This window comes from Halobacillus sp. ABR2_026, from assembly GCF_056158545.1.
In genome coordinates this window covers 3762705-3779758 of record NZ_JBSWTM010000001.1, presented here as the reverse complement: position 1 = coordinate 3779758, position 17054 = coordinate 3762705, and the positions used below count along the sequence as shown (strand labels likewise).

The window sequence follows — 17054 nt, the reverse complement described above, 5'->3', positions numbered from 1 at the left end:
TTAAAATAAATTTAGGTGCCGAATAATAAAAGCAGCGCCTGCATGTGCAGACGCTGTGTTTTTTTATGCGGTTTTCTTCTTTCCGAAATAGAAGAGTCCAAAGAAAATACCGACTGCGGTCATGGCGACTGCGACAATGAGAGTCGGCCACGGTCCGAATTGAGCGATGAACGGTACGGATAAGGCTGTCACTAAGCCGCCCCCCAGGAATGGTTCATAGAAAAGCTGCTTATACCCAAAAGCTTCAAATGCAGGAGATTCATTGTCAGGATCGACCACTCTCATTAAGAGCAGACCTGTGGCTGTAACGCCCATCGATTGTCCGAAATCACCGATTCCACGTTCAAACCAGTATTGAGGAATCATCTTCGGCGCAAGCACTAAGAATCCAAACAAGTTCCAAGCGATTCCCGCTGCCGCTAAAATAAGGAATGGAACGAGATATTCGCCGATAACGTCCAGGGATACGGTTCCGATGGCTGTAAGGATGAGTACGTCGAGCCCGAGCCCCTGGATCCTGTTGATCATCCTGCGGTCAACAAGGTTGTATTTGTCTTTTTTGCTGAAGAAAATTTGCAGCATGATTCCTCCGATCATGGCTACAGGGAACAAAGGAATATAACTCATAAAATCAGAGCCGATTGTAATCCTCTCCAGACCGATTAAGCCTTGCAGCAATAACCAGCCGATAAGAATAGCGATAAATACGATGGACAAGTGAAAAGATAAAGGTTCGATGGATTCCGGACGCAACGTCATCTTTCCGGCCGGTTCACGGTTTTGATACTCCATGACTCCTCGTTTTCTTAAGTTTGAAAAGTCATCCACGTTTTCAATGACCTTTGTCTTTTTATTGCGAACGCCCCAGTTGATGAGGATGATTCCAAAAATGACCCCGGATAATACACCGATGGTGGCAAGACCGATGGCCAAGTCGAAGGCTTCCGGGAATCCCAGTTCTTCAAAAGTGCTAGCCATTCCAGCAGCCGTCCCGTGCCCGCCTTCAAATGCGACCTCAATGAGCGCCCCAGACATGGCTGGCAGATCAAAGAAGGGAACTAATAAGAGAACGGCGATCAGGATACCGACTACATATTGTCCCCATCCGACGGACCATCCCAAGGCCAGCTGTGGACCTGCATAGTACCAAATGTCCTTTAACTTAGGGATCGTAGCTCCTAGAAAAAGCGAAGCGAATACGACATTGATCATGAGCCCTGGAAGAGCAGCCCACACATCGATGATGGATGACGTCATGATTCCGTTCGCTAAGAAGCTGTCTTCCGGCATGAATCTGCCCAATACTTGCGGTCCAAGGAATAGAGCAATGAATCCCCCAATAATGGAAGATGGTAAAAATAAATTTTGTAAAAATGTCGATTTGACGCGGATGATTTTTCCGATCAAAAGAAAGACACCGATGTATAGAAGTGCGAAGCCTATTTCATTCGGAGTCATGGGTACACCTCTTTCTCTCAGGATGATGATTCCTGGTGGTTTTGTTCTGACATTTACTCGTTTTTCCCTTGAATTAAATTGACTGAAACTCCTTTTTGATAAAAATTTTTTGAGGGGAATTAAACATGCATAAAAAAATCCCCGCCGGTGAAGGCGGGGGAGGGGTTACGATTCATCTCTTTCAGATTTATTGATGAGACTTGTTCCGACAAGGTCACCAGTAACGTTTAAAGCAGTAGCACCCATACCAATCAGGACATCCACCGATGCAAGGAGTGCCACGGCTTCCATTGGGAGACCTACTTGTGAGAAGACTGTCGCAATCATGATAATACCAGCGCCAGGAACACCGGCGGTTCCTACTGAAGCAAGTGTGCCGATCAGTACGATTTGAAGGATAGACACAAAGCTTAGAGGGTCACCGATGATATTCGCAGCAAATACGGCAGAAACAGCAATACGGATGGCGGCACCGTCCATATTAATCGTGGCCCCGAGGGGCAGGCTGAATCCATAGAGGCTTTTGTTCAAGCCGAGGTTCTTAGCAGCATTCAGCGTGACTGGAAGTGTACCTGAACTGCTTTGTGTAACAAATGCTGTCAGCATAGGTGTTCGTGCTTCTTTAAAAAAGGCTCCCGGCTTTTGTTTGCTTAGAAATAGGAAGAGAATATACAGAGCGAGTTGGACAATCAGCCCTACATAAAGAACGATCACAAAATTCCCTAGTTCCAAAAGCGTATCAGCACCCTGAGTACCAACTACTTTGGCAATAATTGCGAAAATACCGATCGGTACGTACTGAAGGATTCCCTTCATGACAATCAACGTAGCTTCATTCAAGGCATTGATGACTTTGAACAAATGCCCGCCGAGACTGTGATAGGCGTTAGTGGAACGCATATAAGAAAGAGCCAGCCCAAAGACAATCGCAGTAAATATGATTCCGAGCAGGTTCATGCTGGTAAAAGCGGTAAGGATATTATCCGGTACAATGTTTAACAGAACACTTGTGACTCCTGGATTATCCGGAACCTCGACCGTTTCACTTCCAAGACTCATTCCTGTGCCAGGGTTAAACAATGAAGCGACTGTCACACCGACAAGGATGGCCAGTGCAGAAGTTCCGAGGTAATAAAGGAAGACCTTCCCTCCTTTACGTCCCAAAGAACGGATGTCGGTCTGGTTTATACCCACGATCAACGTAAATAAGATCAATGGTACGATGATAAACTTCAATAAGCGAAGCAGCAGATCACCAAATGGTGCTAAAACAGCGGCGTCCTCTCCGAACAGAAACCCGACGGTTACACCGAGGATCAAGGCTGCGGTGATTTTTTTGATCAATGATGTTTGTGTATAGATTCTCCACAACTTCTTCATGGTGAACCCCTCCTCTTTTCAAAATATATAAACGTAATAATGCTGATTGGTTTACTTAGGTTTACTAGGGTAAGATAAGGCATGTGCTTAACAATGTCAACGGTAAAGCTTTACATTTACACGCACTTCATTCAAATTTTTCAAATGCGACTTTTATGGAAGCGTTGATTTTCCCTCGGGCCACTTACTTATATTCGTAAAACGAAATTCTTGAAATTAAATCTTTTTCATCCTGCCATACATAAGGCCATTGTTCAAAGGATTAGTGTTACAAGGACCTGGGGGTAGGGTACAAGAGTAGAAAACATAGAAGGAAGTGAGTGTGTGAAGCAGAGACCCGTAGTCGCTCTGGCTGGAGCGAGTGGATATATAGGACAAAATCTGATGAGAAAGCTGAAAGAAAGATCAGATATTATCGCTTTGTCCCGCAATGGAGATGATAAGGATGACAGCGAAAAAGTCACTTGGCGATCGTGTGACTTATACTCGATGGCTGATGCTGAAAAAGGGTTGAAGGGTGCTGATATCGCCGTGTATCTCGTTCACTCGATGATGCCTTCTGCAAAGTTGACGCAGGGGTCTTTTGAAGATATGGACGTCATTCTTGCAGATAACTTTGCCCAGGCAGCAAAAAAAGTCGGAGTGAAACAAATCGTATATTTGAGCGGAATCATTCCGCAAAACGAGAAAAAACTTTCCCGTCATTTAGAGAGCCGCTTGGAAGTTGAAAAAATCCTCGGGTCTTATGGGGTTCCCGTCTCCACCATCCGTGCAGGGCTGATTGTCGGTCCAAGAGGTTCTTCTTTTCCTATCTTAAAAAATTGGTAAAGCGACTGCCTTTCATGATTCTTCCGCAATGGACGAAGACGAGAACACAACCGATTGCATTGCCTGATGTCATTGGGGCTCTGGATCATACGGTGGGAGCAGATCATTTACAAGGAAATTCTATCGATGTCGGCGGACCGGATGTATTGACCTATGAGGAAATGATGAAAAAAGTGGCGCACGTGATGGGGAGGGACCCCTATATGGTTCAGGTGCCCTTTCTTACGATAGAATTATCAAAGTTATGGGTGCGTCTTGTCACAGGTTCACCAAAGGAAATGGTATATCCGCTGATCGAGAGCCTTGTCCATCCGATGGTTACCCAACCAGACCAGACCGTTGAAGGTATTAGTGAAGGGAAAACTTCGTTTCAGGAAGCGGTGAAATGGGCGCTTGAAGAAGAGAAACAACAGGATGGAAAATCATCAAGACCAAAGCTCCCTGCTGTACAGGATGATGTCCGGTCCGTCCAGCGTATTCCGCTTCCGCAAGGACACTCGGCAGACTGGGTGGGAAAGTACTACGTGAAGTGGCTGGAGAAAGTGTTGAATCCATGGGTGAAAACGATGGTCGATGATACCCATTGTTGTCAAATTGGTGTTGTTTTTAATGAGACTCCATTGCTTGAATTCACTTATTCTGTAGAAAGAAGCACGAAAGACCGCGCCTTGTATTACATCTCCGGGGGACAGTTGAGCAATAAACAAAAAAATGTAAGAGGAAGGCTGGAGTTTCGAAAAATTCCGGGCAAGGAGGAAGCGATTGTCGCCATTCATGATTACATGCCTTCGCTGCCTTGGTTTTTGTACAAGTACACGCAGGCGAAAGCACATTTGATCGTAATGGCATTGTTCCGTAGACATTTAGAGAAGTGGGGAACACATGAACCTTCCTTTCAAGTTCATGAATAAAAGTGGTGGAACAGAAGCAAAATATCGTTGTAAGACATCATGTTTTACACGAGGTGATTAGGATGGGCAACAAGGAAAATAAGCCGGATCGCCAGTTCAAGGAAAGAAAGAGCCATGGCGAGCACCGGAATGGCCGAAAAGCTCAATTCAAAAACCACAGCACTCATTTTGGAGAAGTTCCGAATGAGTACATTGACCGTGAGCGTTTAGGATACAACGCTGACGCGTAGCAAAAATCCCCACAGGGTCTTCCCTGTGGGGATCTTTGTTACATCCACCATAAAAAACGGGAGCCCATTTTATTGACGCCCTCTTTTTACATGAAACTTCTTCTTCAATCAACGCTCCTTTTTCTTGAAGACTCTATTTCGGAATGTTCCAGGAATTCATTGCCTGGTTGAGCGTCAGGGGTGGCTGGGAAGCCACTCGCTTTCCTGTAGGGGAGTGCCGAGCTTCCTCGGGCTACGCCCTGCGGGATCTCGCCGATCTCCTTTCTCCCACGGGAGGCTCACCGCGCTCCCGCGGAAAGCGAGCTATTACCCGCAGCCCCTATCCCCAACACAAAAGTATCCAAATCAAGCCTTGAAAACCCTGCCATCATCACCCTTTAATAGAGCTTAAAAATATGTGGAGGAGAACCTTTGGAGATCGCAACCTTAACTGTTTCTTAAGTTAAGTCGATATAACTAGAAGAGAGAATCTAATAAGGGGGATAACGATGGGCTTATTCATGACGAAGAAAAAAGAGGATTTACGGCCACTTGGGGAGGGATACACAGGAGTGATTGATCTACCACCTCATTCCGATCTGCATAAACAATTTCAAATGGTGCACTTGACCGAAGAGGATCTGGCTGTTCTCCAGTCGCTGCAACCATTAGTAAGTGAACGAATCACAACCTTAGTTGCAGGTTTTTATAAAAATATAGAAATTGAACCTTCCTTACAGCAGATCATAGAAAAACACAGTTCTGTCGATCGTTTGAAGCAAACCTTGTCCGTTCACATTCAGGAGATGTTCAAAGGGGTCATTAATCCTGAATTTATTGAAAAACGTAAGCGGATCGCGGCGGTACACTTGAAGATTGGTTTAGAGCCGAAATGGTACATTGCTGCATTCCAGGAGCTGCTACTTTCCTTCATGGATATTTATGAACAGGAACTTCCCGTAGACCATAGAAGCATGGCGACACGGGCGACAACAAAGATTCTCAACATTGAACAGCAGTTAGTGCTGGAAATGTTCCAAATCCAAGCAGAAGAACGGCGTCAGTTGGAAATTGAGAGAAGGGAAGAAGCTTATCGCAGAGTCGATCAAATGTCCGAAGAAGTAGCGGCGGTTTCCCAGCAGGCGAGCGCATCGACTGAACAATTGACGGAGCAGACAGATAAGATTGTCAATGATTCCAAAAAAGGGTCTCAAGTCGCTCAGCAGGTTGAGCAGCAGTCCATGGAAGGGAAGCAGCGTTTGGAAATTCAGCAGAAACAAATGAACGAGATTCAGGAAAATATCAATGAGATCTCCGGTGATATGGAAAACTTGAAGCATGTGGCGGAAGAAATCAGTAAAATTGTAACGATTGTTTCTTCCATCGCCGAACAGACGAACCTCCTATCATTGAATGCTTCCATTGAAGCCGCAAGAGCCGGCGAGCACGGGGCGGGATTCACCGTTGTCGCGAATGAAGTTCGAAAGTTATCCGAGCAGACTCAAAATTCGGTGGCGGAAGTTTCAGAACTGATTTCTACTACAAGCGGCCAGATCCACAATGTTTCCAGTAATGTTGGAGACATTAACACAATGATCTCAGAGGGAGCAGACAGCATGGGGCAAATCAATCAGTTCTTCACGGAAATTGTAACGGCTATGGGGCAGAATAAATCGTACAATTCAGGAATTGAGGAGGAACTGGAGCAGTTCGCTCATGTAATCGAGGAAATTAATGGGGCCGTCTATAAAGTTGCAGCTTCTTCCCAGCAGTTGACGGAGCTTACGGACTAACAAGTAGCGGGTCAGTACGATTGGATCCGGTTGGTTCTCTGTTGTATGGAAATCATTGAAGCTTGCGTGTGTACCATATAGGACCCGTTGGTTGAACTTTAAGGAGTAAGGAGAAGCCCTCACTAAAAAAATGAGGGCTTCTCCTTATTGGTTATTTATTAACGCTGTGGGTTTACTTCGACCACTTTCTCCTGCTGTACAGGAGTGTTTGATTCTTCTGTGGAATTTTCTGTGAGCTCATCCTTGGCTTCCTGTGCTTTATCTCCGACTTCCTGAAGGTCTTCTCCGGCATCTTTGGCTGTATGGATGATTTCTTCTGATTCTTCTTTAATATCTTTCGCTTTTTCAGCGATTTCTTTTCCTTGGTTATTAAAAACATCCTGGATGGTTGCTGCTGCTTCGCTGACAATGTTTACAACACTGCGGACGCGGGTGACAAGGTCATCTTTTTTAGCGGACGGGTCTTCTTTCACTTCCGAAGCATATCCCGATACGGCATCCTTCGTTGAACGTGTCCCCTCTTTTAATCGTTTTCTTTCAGATGGATCCTTGATAAGGATGATGGCTCCACCGATCAAAGCCCCTGTCAAAATGGCCACAGGCAGCTTTTTGTTTCCTCGCTTTTTAGGTGTTTCTGTTTGCGGCTGATTTACGTTTTGGTTTTCCATTATGATGTTCCCCTTTCGGTGATAAGATTTTTTTGTGCTTCGATACGCATTTTTTCTTTAGTCGCTTGGATGTCTTCATATTGAATTCTACCCGTCTGGTAAAACTCCTCTTTTCTGCGGTCATACTTCATTTTCGTTAGAGAAGGTTCTTTTCTCAAGACTCTGAACATGAGTCCGCCGGCAAAACCTGTGGTGACACCGATGATCCACTCCAGTCCCTTCATGATGACGAGCTTTCCAGCTGAGCGGCTTTTAATGCTTTCCTTTTTTGTGAAAAATAATAAGTTAACGCAAGAGCTCCATAAACACCGCGCCAGCCTTCCTCATTGATTTTCTGTTCTCCTTCGTGGGTGGTCTGTTTTAAAGAATGGGTCATATCCACAAGGGAGGAGGTAATCTTCCTGGATGATTCTCCGATATCACCGACAATATAGAAAAGTGGGCTGAGTGCGCGGATTTTTTCATTGACGTCCTCTAATGTGCCACTACTTTGGTGGAGAACCCCCGTCGTTTCTTTCATGACAGAATCCAACTGCTCAGGAAGCTGATCGACGGTTTTTTTAACTCCACCGAGCACACCTGCCAGATTGTTCAATGCTTTAATGAGAAAGATGGATACGATGGCAAAGGCAATACCGATAATTAGAACACCGATTCCTAAGAAATCCATATAAAAAACCTCACTTCCTTATTGTACTTTTTTTCGTTTCCACTTTAGGTAAAGTTCAATCGCTGCATCTCCCCAGCGGAGGGCTTTTGTGACATTTTCGTCTTTTTCGTGAGAAGCATGGGCAACACTCTCAGAAACTCCCTGTATGGATTGGTTTACGTGGCCGACAGTCGTCCCTACATTGCTTAGGGCATCCATCAGTCCATCAAGGGTTTTTGTCTTGGTTTCAATATCTGAAGCGATATGGTTTGTTTTCTTAAGTAAGCTTTCTGACTCAGTTGTGATCCCCTGCATCTGTCCTTCGACTTTTTCCAGTGTATGTGAAACACTTTTCATCGTACTGGAGGCGGCTTTCAGGGTTTTCACAACGAAAATGGCGATAAATGCAAAGGCAACCGCAATGATGAGTAAACTGATTCCCGCTAATGACATGACTCTTCACCTCTTTTATGATTTAGGAATGTTCTCTACCTTTTTGATAGAGAAAAAGCCGTCGGAGAATCGGTTCTCATCTCCGATCTGACCTCTGAATTTTCTTTTAAAGCTATACCACTAATCTTTTTCATCGAAACACCTGACGGCGAGAAGTTTTTGGAAATAGAAAAACCGATGCAGGTTTTTTTCATCACCTACTCAAAAAGTCCTATATTTGGATAATTACACCTGGTAAGGTTTTTCCATTTATAGTTGGGGGAAATACCTATTTATGCAAGCGCTTACTTATAAAAGTAATAATAAAAAAAGCAATAATAATGAGAATGTATAAAAAAACGTCAAAATTCGACAAAACTTTTCAGAAAATTTTTATTAATAGCAATTGTAAAAGATGTACGCTGATTTTATGATAAATATAGGCAAAAATAAACACGTCATTTTTTGCAACTAAACCTATGAATCTCAAAAAAAAGAAAAAGAGGAGTGATGGTGTGGTCCAAGGTACAACATTAGAGCATGATATTTATTTATTCCATGAAGGAAATCTCCGTTACAGTCACAGACTGCTCGGTGCACATCCAGATGAGAGAAACGGGGAGAAAGGCATCCGTTTTGCTGTCTGGGCTCCCAATGCGGTCCAGGTGAGCGTTGTCGGAATGTTCAACCAGTGGGACGGTCGGGAGCATCCTATGGAAAAAATCAATGATAACGGAATTTGGATCGCCTTCATTCCAGGCCTTGAAAAAGGAACCATTTACAAGTATGAAATTTTAACAGCTCACGGACACCTTCAATTAAAAGCGGACCCCTATGCATTTTCCAGCGAGCTTCGCCCGGATACGGCTTCTGTTGTCTCCCCTTTGGATGACTACTCCTGGGGAGATGGCGAGTGGATGAAGCAGAGGAAGGCGAAGAACCCCTATGAATCTCCGATGTCTATCTACGAGCTTCATCTCGGTTCATGGAAATACATTGAACCTGAGGTTTTCTATAACTACAGGGATTATGCAGACATGGTCATCCCATACGTCAAAGAACTGGGATATACCCACATCGAACTTCTCCCTTTGACAGAACATCCTTTTGACCGCTCCTGGGGTTATCAGGCAACAGGATATTATGCTGTAACCTCCCGATACGGAACGCCGGATGATTTCAAATATTTTGTCGACCAGTGTCATAAATATGGAATCGGTGTCATATTGGACTGGGTGCCTGGGCATTTCTGTAAAGACGCTCACGGGCTGCGAAGGTTCGATGGAGAAGCTCTCTATGAATATGCCAATCCTGGGAAAGCAGAGAAGACCCAATGGGGGACGCTGACCTTCGACTTTGCCAGGAACGAAGTGCAGAGCTTTTTAATTTCGAATGCCATTTACTGGTTGAAAGAATACCACTTGGATGGTTTGAGGGTCGATGCCGTTGCCAGCATGCTGTATTTAGATTTCGGCAAGGAAGACGGCGAATGGGAACTGAATGAATATGGGGGGCGTGAAAACCTCGAAGCTGTCTCTTTCATAAAGAAAATGAACGAAGCGATCTTTGAAGAAACCCCGGATGTGTTAATGATGGCGGAAGAGTCCACCTCATGGCCGCTCGTCAGTGCACCGACCTACATCGGGGGTCTAGGCTTCAATTATAAATGGAACATGGGCTGGATGAATGACATGCTTAAGTATATGGAGATGGATCCGGTTCACCGGAAGTACCACCATAACTTGATTACTTTCTCTTTGTTCTATGCTTTTTCCGAGAATTTTGTATTACCGATTTCTCATGATGAGGTCGTTCATGGTAAGAAATCGTTACTCAATAAAATGCCGGGTGATTACTGGCAGAAGTTCGCGAACCTGCGGGCTTTTCTCGCCTATATGTATGCCCACCCAGGGAAGAAACTCATGTTCATGGGAGGTGAATTCGGACAGTTCGATGAATGGAAAGATTTAGAAGACCTGGATTGGGAGCTATTGGATTATGATTCCCACGCCTCCATATTGGATTATACGAAACAGTTGCACCAATTGTATCAAGATATGCCTGCGTTATGGGAACTCGATCATAAGGAAGAGGGCTTCATGTGGATCGATGCCAATAACTATGAGCAGAGCATTATTTCATTTGTCCGTAACAGCCGTACGTCGAACGACCAACTGGTGGTCGTCTGCAATTTCACTCCCGAAGTCTATCACGATTACAAAGTCGGAGTACCGAAACACGGCTCATATAAAGAAATCTTTTCGAGCGACGCGGAACATTTCGGAGGTTCCGGGCAGACGAACGGCCTGCCTATTGATAGTGTACCTTCCCCATGGCAAGGACAGGATCAGCATATTTCCATGACGATTCCCCCGCTCGGTGTGAGCTTCTTGAAAAGAACTTCAGTATCCAAGGAGGAAAATCATGAAAAATAAAGAATGTGTAGCTATGCTTCTAGCTGGTGGCCAAGGTACCCGGCTGAAGTCATTAACCAAACAAATCGCAAAGCCTGCCGTCTACTTTGGCGGTAAATATAGAATCATAGACTTTCCATTGAGCAATTGTACGAATTCAGGAATTGATACGGTCGGTGTCCTTACCCAATACGAACCTTTAATTTTAAACGATTACATTGGGATTGGCGATACATGGGATCTTGACCGTAAATTTGGCGGTGTTTCTGTTCTCCCGCCTTTCATGCAGGCTGAAGGTGGCGGGTGGTATACAGGAACAGCCAATGCCATTTACCGTAACCTGAAGTTCTTGAACCAGTATGATCCGGAACACGTGTTAGTCCTCTCCGGTGACCATATTTATAAAATGGATTATGGTGCCATGCTTGATTACCATAAAGGGTCCGGTGCTGACGCTACGATATCAGTGATCGAAGTCCCTTGGGAGGATGCCAGCCGCTTTGGCATCATGAATACAGATGAGGATGGCAGAATTACGGAATTTGATGAGAAACCTGAGAATCCGAAGAGCAACCTGGCGTCCATGGGTGTTTATATTTTCCGTTGGGATGTATTGAAACAATATCTGCTGGAGGATGCGGAAAAGGAAAATTCCTCCCATGACTTCGGTAAAGACATCATCCCAGCTCTTCTTTACGATTATAAAAAATTGATGGCTTATACATTCGATGGATATTGGAAGGATGTTGGTACGGTCGACAGTCTGTGGGAAGCGAATATGGACCTGTTGAAACGAGATCCTGACTTGGATTTGAACGATCCAAGGTGGCGGATCTACTCAAAAAATCCGAACCAGCCGCCTCAATATATCGCACCAGGCGCTCATGTGAGAAATGCCTTGATCAATGAGGGTTGCAGGATCAAGGGGACCGTAGATACATCGATCATTTTCTATGGTGTCCACGTCGATGAATCCTCAGTGGTTAAAGACAGTGTCATCATGCCTGATGTGAAAATCGGAAAAAATGTAAAAATCCATCGGGCCATTATTTCGAAAGGAAGTGTCATCGAAGATGGGACAGTGATCGGGGACCCATCACCAGACAGTGAAATAACACTCGTGGCAGATGAGGGGAGTGTCCTTGCCACAAGTTATGCTACCAATAGTTAAAGGGAGGATTTTATGGATCGTATAGCAGGAATCATAAATTTGGATCATGAACAAGATATGTTGGATGAATTGACTTATTTCCGCTGTGGCGCTGCTGTTCCATTTGCAGGGCGTTACCGTATGATCGACTTCGCCATTTCAAATATGACCAATTCCCGGATTGAATCCGTTGCGGTATTCGCTCGGAGGAAATACCGTTCATTAATGGATCATTTAGAGCAGGGAAAAGCGTGGGACTTGGACCGCAAGCGTGGTGGGTTGTTCATTCTTCCACCAGATTGGAACGATCCGACGGACATTTCCCGAGGGGATTTGCAACATTTCCATAACAACATCGATTTTATTAATCGTACGCTGGCTGAATATATTGTTGTGTCAGGTTCCCAGCACATCTGTAATATCAATTATCAAGATGTCCTTCAGGAGCATAAAAACTCAGGGGCAGACGTGACCGTTGTCTATAAGAAAGTGAATGAGCTCTATCCTGAGCATCAGCAAGCCCATAAATTAGACGTCGATGAAAACAACCGCGTAACGGCGATCCATAACGATCACAGCAGTCAGAATGTGTATATGGATATGTATATCATTGAAAAAGATCTTTTGTACCGACTCATTGAGAAATGCATAGCTCATGGATGCTCTCACTTCTTCCTTGATGGAATCAAAGCCCAGCTGCCTGATATCAACATCCATGCGTATGAGTATCATGGCGGCCATGCGTTGATCAATTCCGTAGAAAGTTACTACCGAAACAGTGCGAAACTTTTGAATGCAGAAGAACATGATGAGCTTTTCAAAGATGATGCTCCTGTCTTCACGAAGATTAAAAATGAAGCACCGTCCAATTATACGGCTACATCAAACGTTTCGAATACGATGGTGGCGAATGGGTGTGTAATTGAAGGCCACGTAGAAGACAGCATCCTTTTCCGTGGGGTGAAAGTCGGAGAAGGAGCAGTCATTAAAAATTCCATCATTATGCAGCGCTGTGAAATTGAAAGCAATGCTGTATTGGAAAACGTCATTCTTGATAAAGACTGCAACATTTCAAACGGGAAGACATTAATTGGTGCACCGGAAAAACCGTTTGTCGTAGCGAAACGAAGAACAATGTAATACCCCTAAGGGAAGGGACTGTCCGGACTTCATCACTCTGACAGTCCTTTTCATGTAATGAGCGCATACGTGATGTCTTGAACATACAACCATTAAAAAAGGAGTGGGTCAAACGTGAATGTATTAATGATAGGTTCTGAATGTACCCCTTTTATTAAAACGGGAGGACTCGCTGATGTTTTGGGTTCTCTGCCACATGCTCTGAAAAAACAAGGGGCGGATGTGCGAGTTATTCTGCCGAAATATGAGAATATGGATGATCATTGGAAGAATCAGATGGAGCACCTGGGTGAATTGAATGTTACCCTTGGCTGGCGTAATCAATATGCAGGGATTGAATATATCAACTACGATGGAATCCCTGTGTATTTCATAGATAACGAGTATTATTTCAAGCGATCCAACCTGTATGGATATGATGATGAGGCAGAGAGGTTTGTATTTTTCAATCGTGCAGTCATGGACTGGATCTGCGAGATGGAATGGACGCCGGATGTTCTCCACTGCCATGATTGGCAGACAGGTTTAATCCCGGTGTATTTACATACCCACTATAAAGAAGTTGAAAAACTTCAAGGTATGAAAACGGTTTTCACCATCCATAATTTGAAGTATCAAGGTGTTTTCGCCCAATCCGTTCTCCATGATTTGATGGACTTTGATGAGAACATGATGACCGAAGATGCTTTTGAATTTTTCGGAGATATCAATTTTATGAAGGGTGCCTTGAATTACGCGGATTTCATTACAACCGTGAGTGAAACTTACGCAAAAGAGATTCAAACCCCTTATTATGGGGAAAACCTAGACGGAGTCCTACGAAAGCGGACGGATGAATTGATCGGAATTGTCAACGGCATCGACGATCATAACTATAACCCTATGAAAGACGAGGCTTTGGCTTTTCCTTTTCGCAGTTCTTTAATTAAAAAAGCTCAGAACAAAATGTGGCTTCAGGCAGAGCTTGGGTTACCGGTCAGGAAAGATGTACCGATGATTGGCATCGTTTCCAGGCTGGTGGAGCAGAAAGGATTCGATTTGATCGGGAGGGTCATTGATGAGCTGTTGTATCATGATGACGTCCAGATCGTTCTGCTAGGTACAGGAGAATATCAATACGAGCAGATGCTTCAGTGGGCCCAGCAAAGACACCCTGAGAAGATGTCTACGAATATCCGTTTTTCAGAACCTTTTTCCAGACAGATTTATGCAGCGAGCGATCTTTTCCTTATGCCTTCCCGGTTCGAACCATGTGGCATCGGCCAGCTGATTGCGTTACGCTATTTAGCCGCCCCTATTGTAAGGGAAACAGGAGGACTCGCGGACACCGTCCAGCCATATAATGAAGAGACTGGAGAAGGCAACGGGTTTACGTTTTCCAACTACAACGCCCATGACATGCTGTACACCATACGCAGAGCGCTCGAATTCTATCAGGAACCTGCTGCTTGGCAGAATCTAGTGAAAAATATTTGTAAGAGTAAGTTCACATGGAAAAACTCTGCTGATCAGTATATGGACCTTTATCAATCCATGTTCCGTTAGCAGCGGTGATAGGAGGAACCTTCATGGTGATGTTCAGTGACAAGGAAGAATTCAAGTCGGAGTTCCAAGCACAGTTGGAACGTAAATTTGGAAAAACCATGGATACAGCGTCCGAATTCGATACGTACCGGGCGCTTGGGTCTTTGATCCGTGAAAAGATCAATAAAGATTGGCTGAAGACAAATCAATCCTACAAGACGAATAAGACGAAGCAGGTCTATTATTTCTCTATGGAATTTTTAATGGGGCGTCTCCTGGGTAACAATCTGTTGAATCTTGATAATCTTTCACTCGTGGAAGAAGGTTTAAAGGACCTTGGGCTCTCTTTGTCTGAACTTGAAAAAAAAGAGAGCGACGCGGGACTTGGTAATGGAGGTTTAGGACGATTAGCTGCTTGTTTTCTTGATTCTCTAGCATCCTTGGAACTGGCTGGGCATGGCTATGGGATCAGGTATCGTTATGGAATGTTCGATCAGCATATCATGGACGGTAAACAAGTGGAATTCCCGGATTATTGGCTTTCACAAGAATTCATGTGGGAAGTTCGTCGTCCGGAAGATGCGATTGAAGTGCGTTTCGGAGGACACGTTTCCTCAACAAGAGATAAAGATGGAAAGCTCCATTTTAAATATGAGAACTATGAACCGATCCAAGCCGTCCCTTATGATGTACCGGTGGTCGGTTACCATAATGATACAGTCAATACTCTGAGGCTCTGGTCCGCCGAGCCCAGTGTGGAAGATACAATGACGAAGGCTGAACATCAGGGGATCTTCGGACACTTTTTGGAACATAAACGATCTCTTGAGTCCATTTCGGATTTTCTATATCCTGATGACTCCACGGAAGAAGGAAAACGGCTTCGTCTGAAACAGGAGTACTTTTTAGTCTCTTCTGGCGTGCAATCCGTTGTGCGTTCATTTGAGAGGCTTGGGTTGCCATGGTCTTCTTTCCCTGACAAAGTGGCGCTTCATATCAATGATACCCATCCGGCCCTTGTCATTCCTGAATTGATGAGAATTCTTATGGATGAAAAAGGTATTGGATGGGAAGAAGCCTGGGATATTACACAAGCTTCCGTATCCTATACGAACCATACGACGTTGAGCGAGGCTCTCGAGTCATGGCCGGTGGGGCTTGTACGGGATCTCCTGCCGAGAATATTCATGATCATTCATGAGATTAATGAGAGGTTCTGTCAGGCTTTATGGAAAACATACCCTGGAGAATTCGACCGGATTGCCGATTTGGCGATTGTTGCGGATGGTCAAGTGAAGATGGCACATTTAAGTATAGTGGGCAGCCACAGCATCAACGGGGTAGCTAAACTCCATACGGATATTTTGAAAGAAAGGGAAATGAAACGGTTTTACAATACATTTCCTGAACGCTTTAATAACAAAACGAATGGGATTACCCACCGGCGATGGCTTATGCATGCCAACCGCTCTTTGAGCTCTGTGATTACAGAAGCGATTGGGGAAGAGTGGATGAAAGAACCGCAACAATTGTCACGCCTGCTTGACCGTAAAGATGACCTTGCATTTCTTGACCGTCTCCATGAAATCAAACATGAGAATAAAAAGGATTTTGCCCGCTGGGTGAAAAACACCCAAGGAATAACGGTCGATCCGAATTCCATTTTCGATGTGCACATCAAGCGGCTTCATGGGTACAAACGACAACTGCTTAACGCTCTTCATATTATGCATTTATACAATGAACTGAAGTCGGACCCGACCCTTGATATCGTTCCGAGAACCTTCTTCTTCGGGGCAAAAGCCGCACCGAGCTATCACTTTGCGAAGAAAGTAATTCAACTGATCAACCGTATTGCATCTGTGGTCAACAACGACCCTGATGTGAGGGATTATATAAAAGTCGTGTTCCTTCCAAATTATTCGGTTTCTATTGCAGAAAAAATCATACCGGCTAGTAACGTCAGTGAACAAATCTCAATGGCCACAAAAGAAGCGTCAGGAACAGGGAATATGAAGTTCATGATGAACGGCGCCTTGACTCTAGGGACGATGGACGGGGCGAATGTGGAAATCCATGACCTCGTGGGAGATGAAAACATTTACATTTTCGGTTTAAGGTCTGATGAGGTGTGGGACTATTACCGCAACGGATCCTATTCTTCCCGGGCCGTTTATGAAAATGATGAACGTGTCAGACATACCCTTGACCAACTTATCCACTACAGCCCGTTTTCGAAAGGTGAAACTGATTTTCAAGACATTTACGACGCCCTTCTCACTTATAACGATGAGTACTTTGTACTGAAAGATTTTGCAAGTTATTTAATGGCACAGCGAAAAGTGAGCCAGGATTACCAGCGTAAACGTCAATGGAACTTAAAGAGCCTTGTTAATATTTCTCAATCCGGTGTTTTCTCTAGCGACCGGACAATCCAGGAGTATGCTCGTGATATTTGGGACCTTCAACGTGTAAAAACATTGAAGTGAGGTATTTTT

At 44.5% G+C, this 17054-nt stretch carries 15 protein-coding genes; 9 read left to right on the top strand and 6 right to left on the bottom strand.

The genetic code is table 11. The annotated features are described in order from the left end of the window. Positions 1 to 63 precede the first annotated feature (63 nt). Together ACXADE_RS19110 and ACXADE_RS19105 are read right to left on the bottom strand one after the other, a co-directional pair. Positions 64 to 1458, bottom strand: coding sequence for a sodium/glutamate symporter (locus ACXADE_RS19110; protein ID WP_474982008.1), 1395 nt, complete (start codon positions 1456 to 1458; stop codon positions 64 to 66). A gap of 165 nt (positions 1459 to 1623) precedes the next feature. Then, complete coding sequence (locus tag ACXADE_RS19105) at positions 1624 to 2838, bottom strand: dicarboxylate/amino acid:cation symporter (protein ID WP_474982007.1); 1215 nt, start codon at positions 2836 to 2838, stop codon at positions 1624 to 1626. A 324-nt stretch (positions 2839 to 3162) separates the two neighbouring features. On the opposite strand from ACXADE_RS19105, the gene ACXADE_RS19100 reads away from it, so the two are divergent. The 4 genes from ACXADE_RS19100 (at position 3163) to ACXADE_RS19085 (ending at position 6579) form a co-directional block, all read left to right on the top strand. Continuing rightward, entirely contained in the window at positions 3163 to 3666 is a 504-nt protein-coding gene (locus tag ACXADE_RS19100; protein WP_474982006.1) for an NAD(P)H-binding protein, read from the top strand. A 14-nt stretch (positions 3667 to 3680) separates the two neighbouring features. Next, positions 3681 to 4577, top strand: coding sequence for a Rossmann-fold NAD(P)-binding domain-containing protein (locus ACXADE_RS19095; protein ID WP_474982005.1), 897 nt, complete (start codon positions 3681 to 3683; stop codon positions 4575 to 4577). Between the two features lie 62 nt (positions 4578 to 4639). Continuing rightward, positions 4640 to 4807, top strand: coding sequence for a hypothetical protein (locus tag ACXADE_RS19090; protein ID WP_474982004.1), 168 nt, complete (start codon positions 4640 to 4642; stop codon positions 4805 to 4807). Between the two features lie 488 nt (positions 4808 to 5295). After that, complete coding sequence (locus ACXADE_RS19085) at positions 5296 to 6579, top strand: protoglobin domain-containing protein (RefSeq protein WP_474982003.1); 1284 nt, start codon at positions 5296 to 5298, stop codon at positions 6577 to 6579. Between the two features lie 158 nt (positions 6580 to 6737). Here the strand turns inward: ACXADE_RS19085 and ACXADE_RS19080 are convergent, their stop codons facing one another. The 4 genes from ACXADE_RS19080 to ACXADE_RS19065 are packed head-to-tail and all read right to left on the bottom strand — an operon-like array spanning position 6738 to position 8349. Continuing rightward, positions 6738 to 7247: a hypothetical protein gene (locus tag ACXADE_RS19080; protein ID WP_474982002.1), complete on the bottom strand. Its 510-nt coding sequence runs from the start codon at positions 7245 to 7247 to the stop codon at positions 6738 to 6740. Beyond that, positions 7247 to 7471 (bottom strand): hypothetical protein, encoded by a 225-nt coding sequence (locus ACXADE_RS19075; protein WP_474982001.1) that lies wholly within the window; start codon positions 7469 to 7471, stop codon positions 7247 to 7249. The genes ACXADE_RS19080 and ACXADE_RS19075 overlap by 1 nt, the downstream gene beginning before the upstream one ends. After that, positions 7468 to 7917: a DUF948 domain-containing protein gene (locus tag ACXADE_RS19070; RefSeq protein WP_474982000.1), complete on the bottom strand. Its 450-nt coding sequence runs from the start codon at positions 7915 to 7917 to the stop codon at positions 7468 to 7470. Before ACXADE_RS19070 ends, ACXADE_RS19075 begins: the two co-directional genes overlap by 4 nt. Positions 7918 to 7935: 18 nt before the next feature. Next, on the bottom strand, positions 7936 to 8349 hold the full coding sequence (locus tag ACXADE_RS19065) for a DUF948 domain-containing protein (protein WP_474981999.1): 414 nt from the start codon (positions 8347 to 8349) through the stop codon (positions 7936 to 7938). 494 nt (positions 8350 to 8843) lie between these two features. On the opposite strand from ACXADE_RS19065, the gene glgB reads away from it, so the two are divergent. From glgB to ACXADE_RS19040, 5 genes are all read left to right on the top strand, one after another. Then, positions 8844 to 10763, top strand: coding sequence for a 1,4-alpha-glucan branching protein GlgB (glgB, locus tag ACXADE_RS19060; protein WP_474981998.1), 1920 nt, complete (start codon positions 8844 to 8846; stop codon positions 10761 to 10763). Continuing rightward, complete coding sequence (locus ACXADE_RS19055; RefSeq protein ID WP_474981997.1) at positions 10753 to 11913, top strand: glucose-1-phosphate adenylyltransferase; 1161 nt, start codon at positions 10753 to 10755, stop codon at positions 11911 to 11913. The genes glgB and ACXADE_RS19055 overlap by 11 nt, the downstream gene beginning before the upstream one ends. 12 nt (positions 11914 to 11925) lie before the next feature. After that, positions 11926 to 13032, top strand: a complete 1107-nt coding sequence (glgD, locus tag ACXADE_RS19050; protein ID WP_474981996.1) for a glucose-1-phosphate adenylyltransferase subunit GlgD — start codon at positions 11926 to 11928, stop codon at positions 13030 to 13032. Positions 13033 to 13146: 114 nt separating this feature from the next. Next, positions 13147 to 14577: a glycogen synthase GlgA gene (glgA, locus tag ACXADE_RS19045; RefSeq protein ID WP_474981995.1), complete on the top strand. Its 1431-nt coding sequence runs from the start codon at positions 13147 to 13149 to the stop codon at positions 14575 to 14577. A gap of 29 nt (positions 14578 to 14606) precedes the next feature. After that, positions 14607 to 17045: a glycogen/starch/alpha-glucan phosphorylase gene (locus ACXADE_RS19040; RefSeq protein ID WP_474982273.1), complete on the top strand. Its 2439-nt coding sequence runs from the start codon at positions 14607 to 14609 to the stop codon at positions 17043 to 17045. The last annotated feature ends 9 nt before the right edge of the window (positions 17046 to 17054 follow it).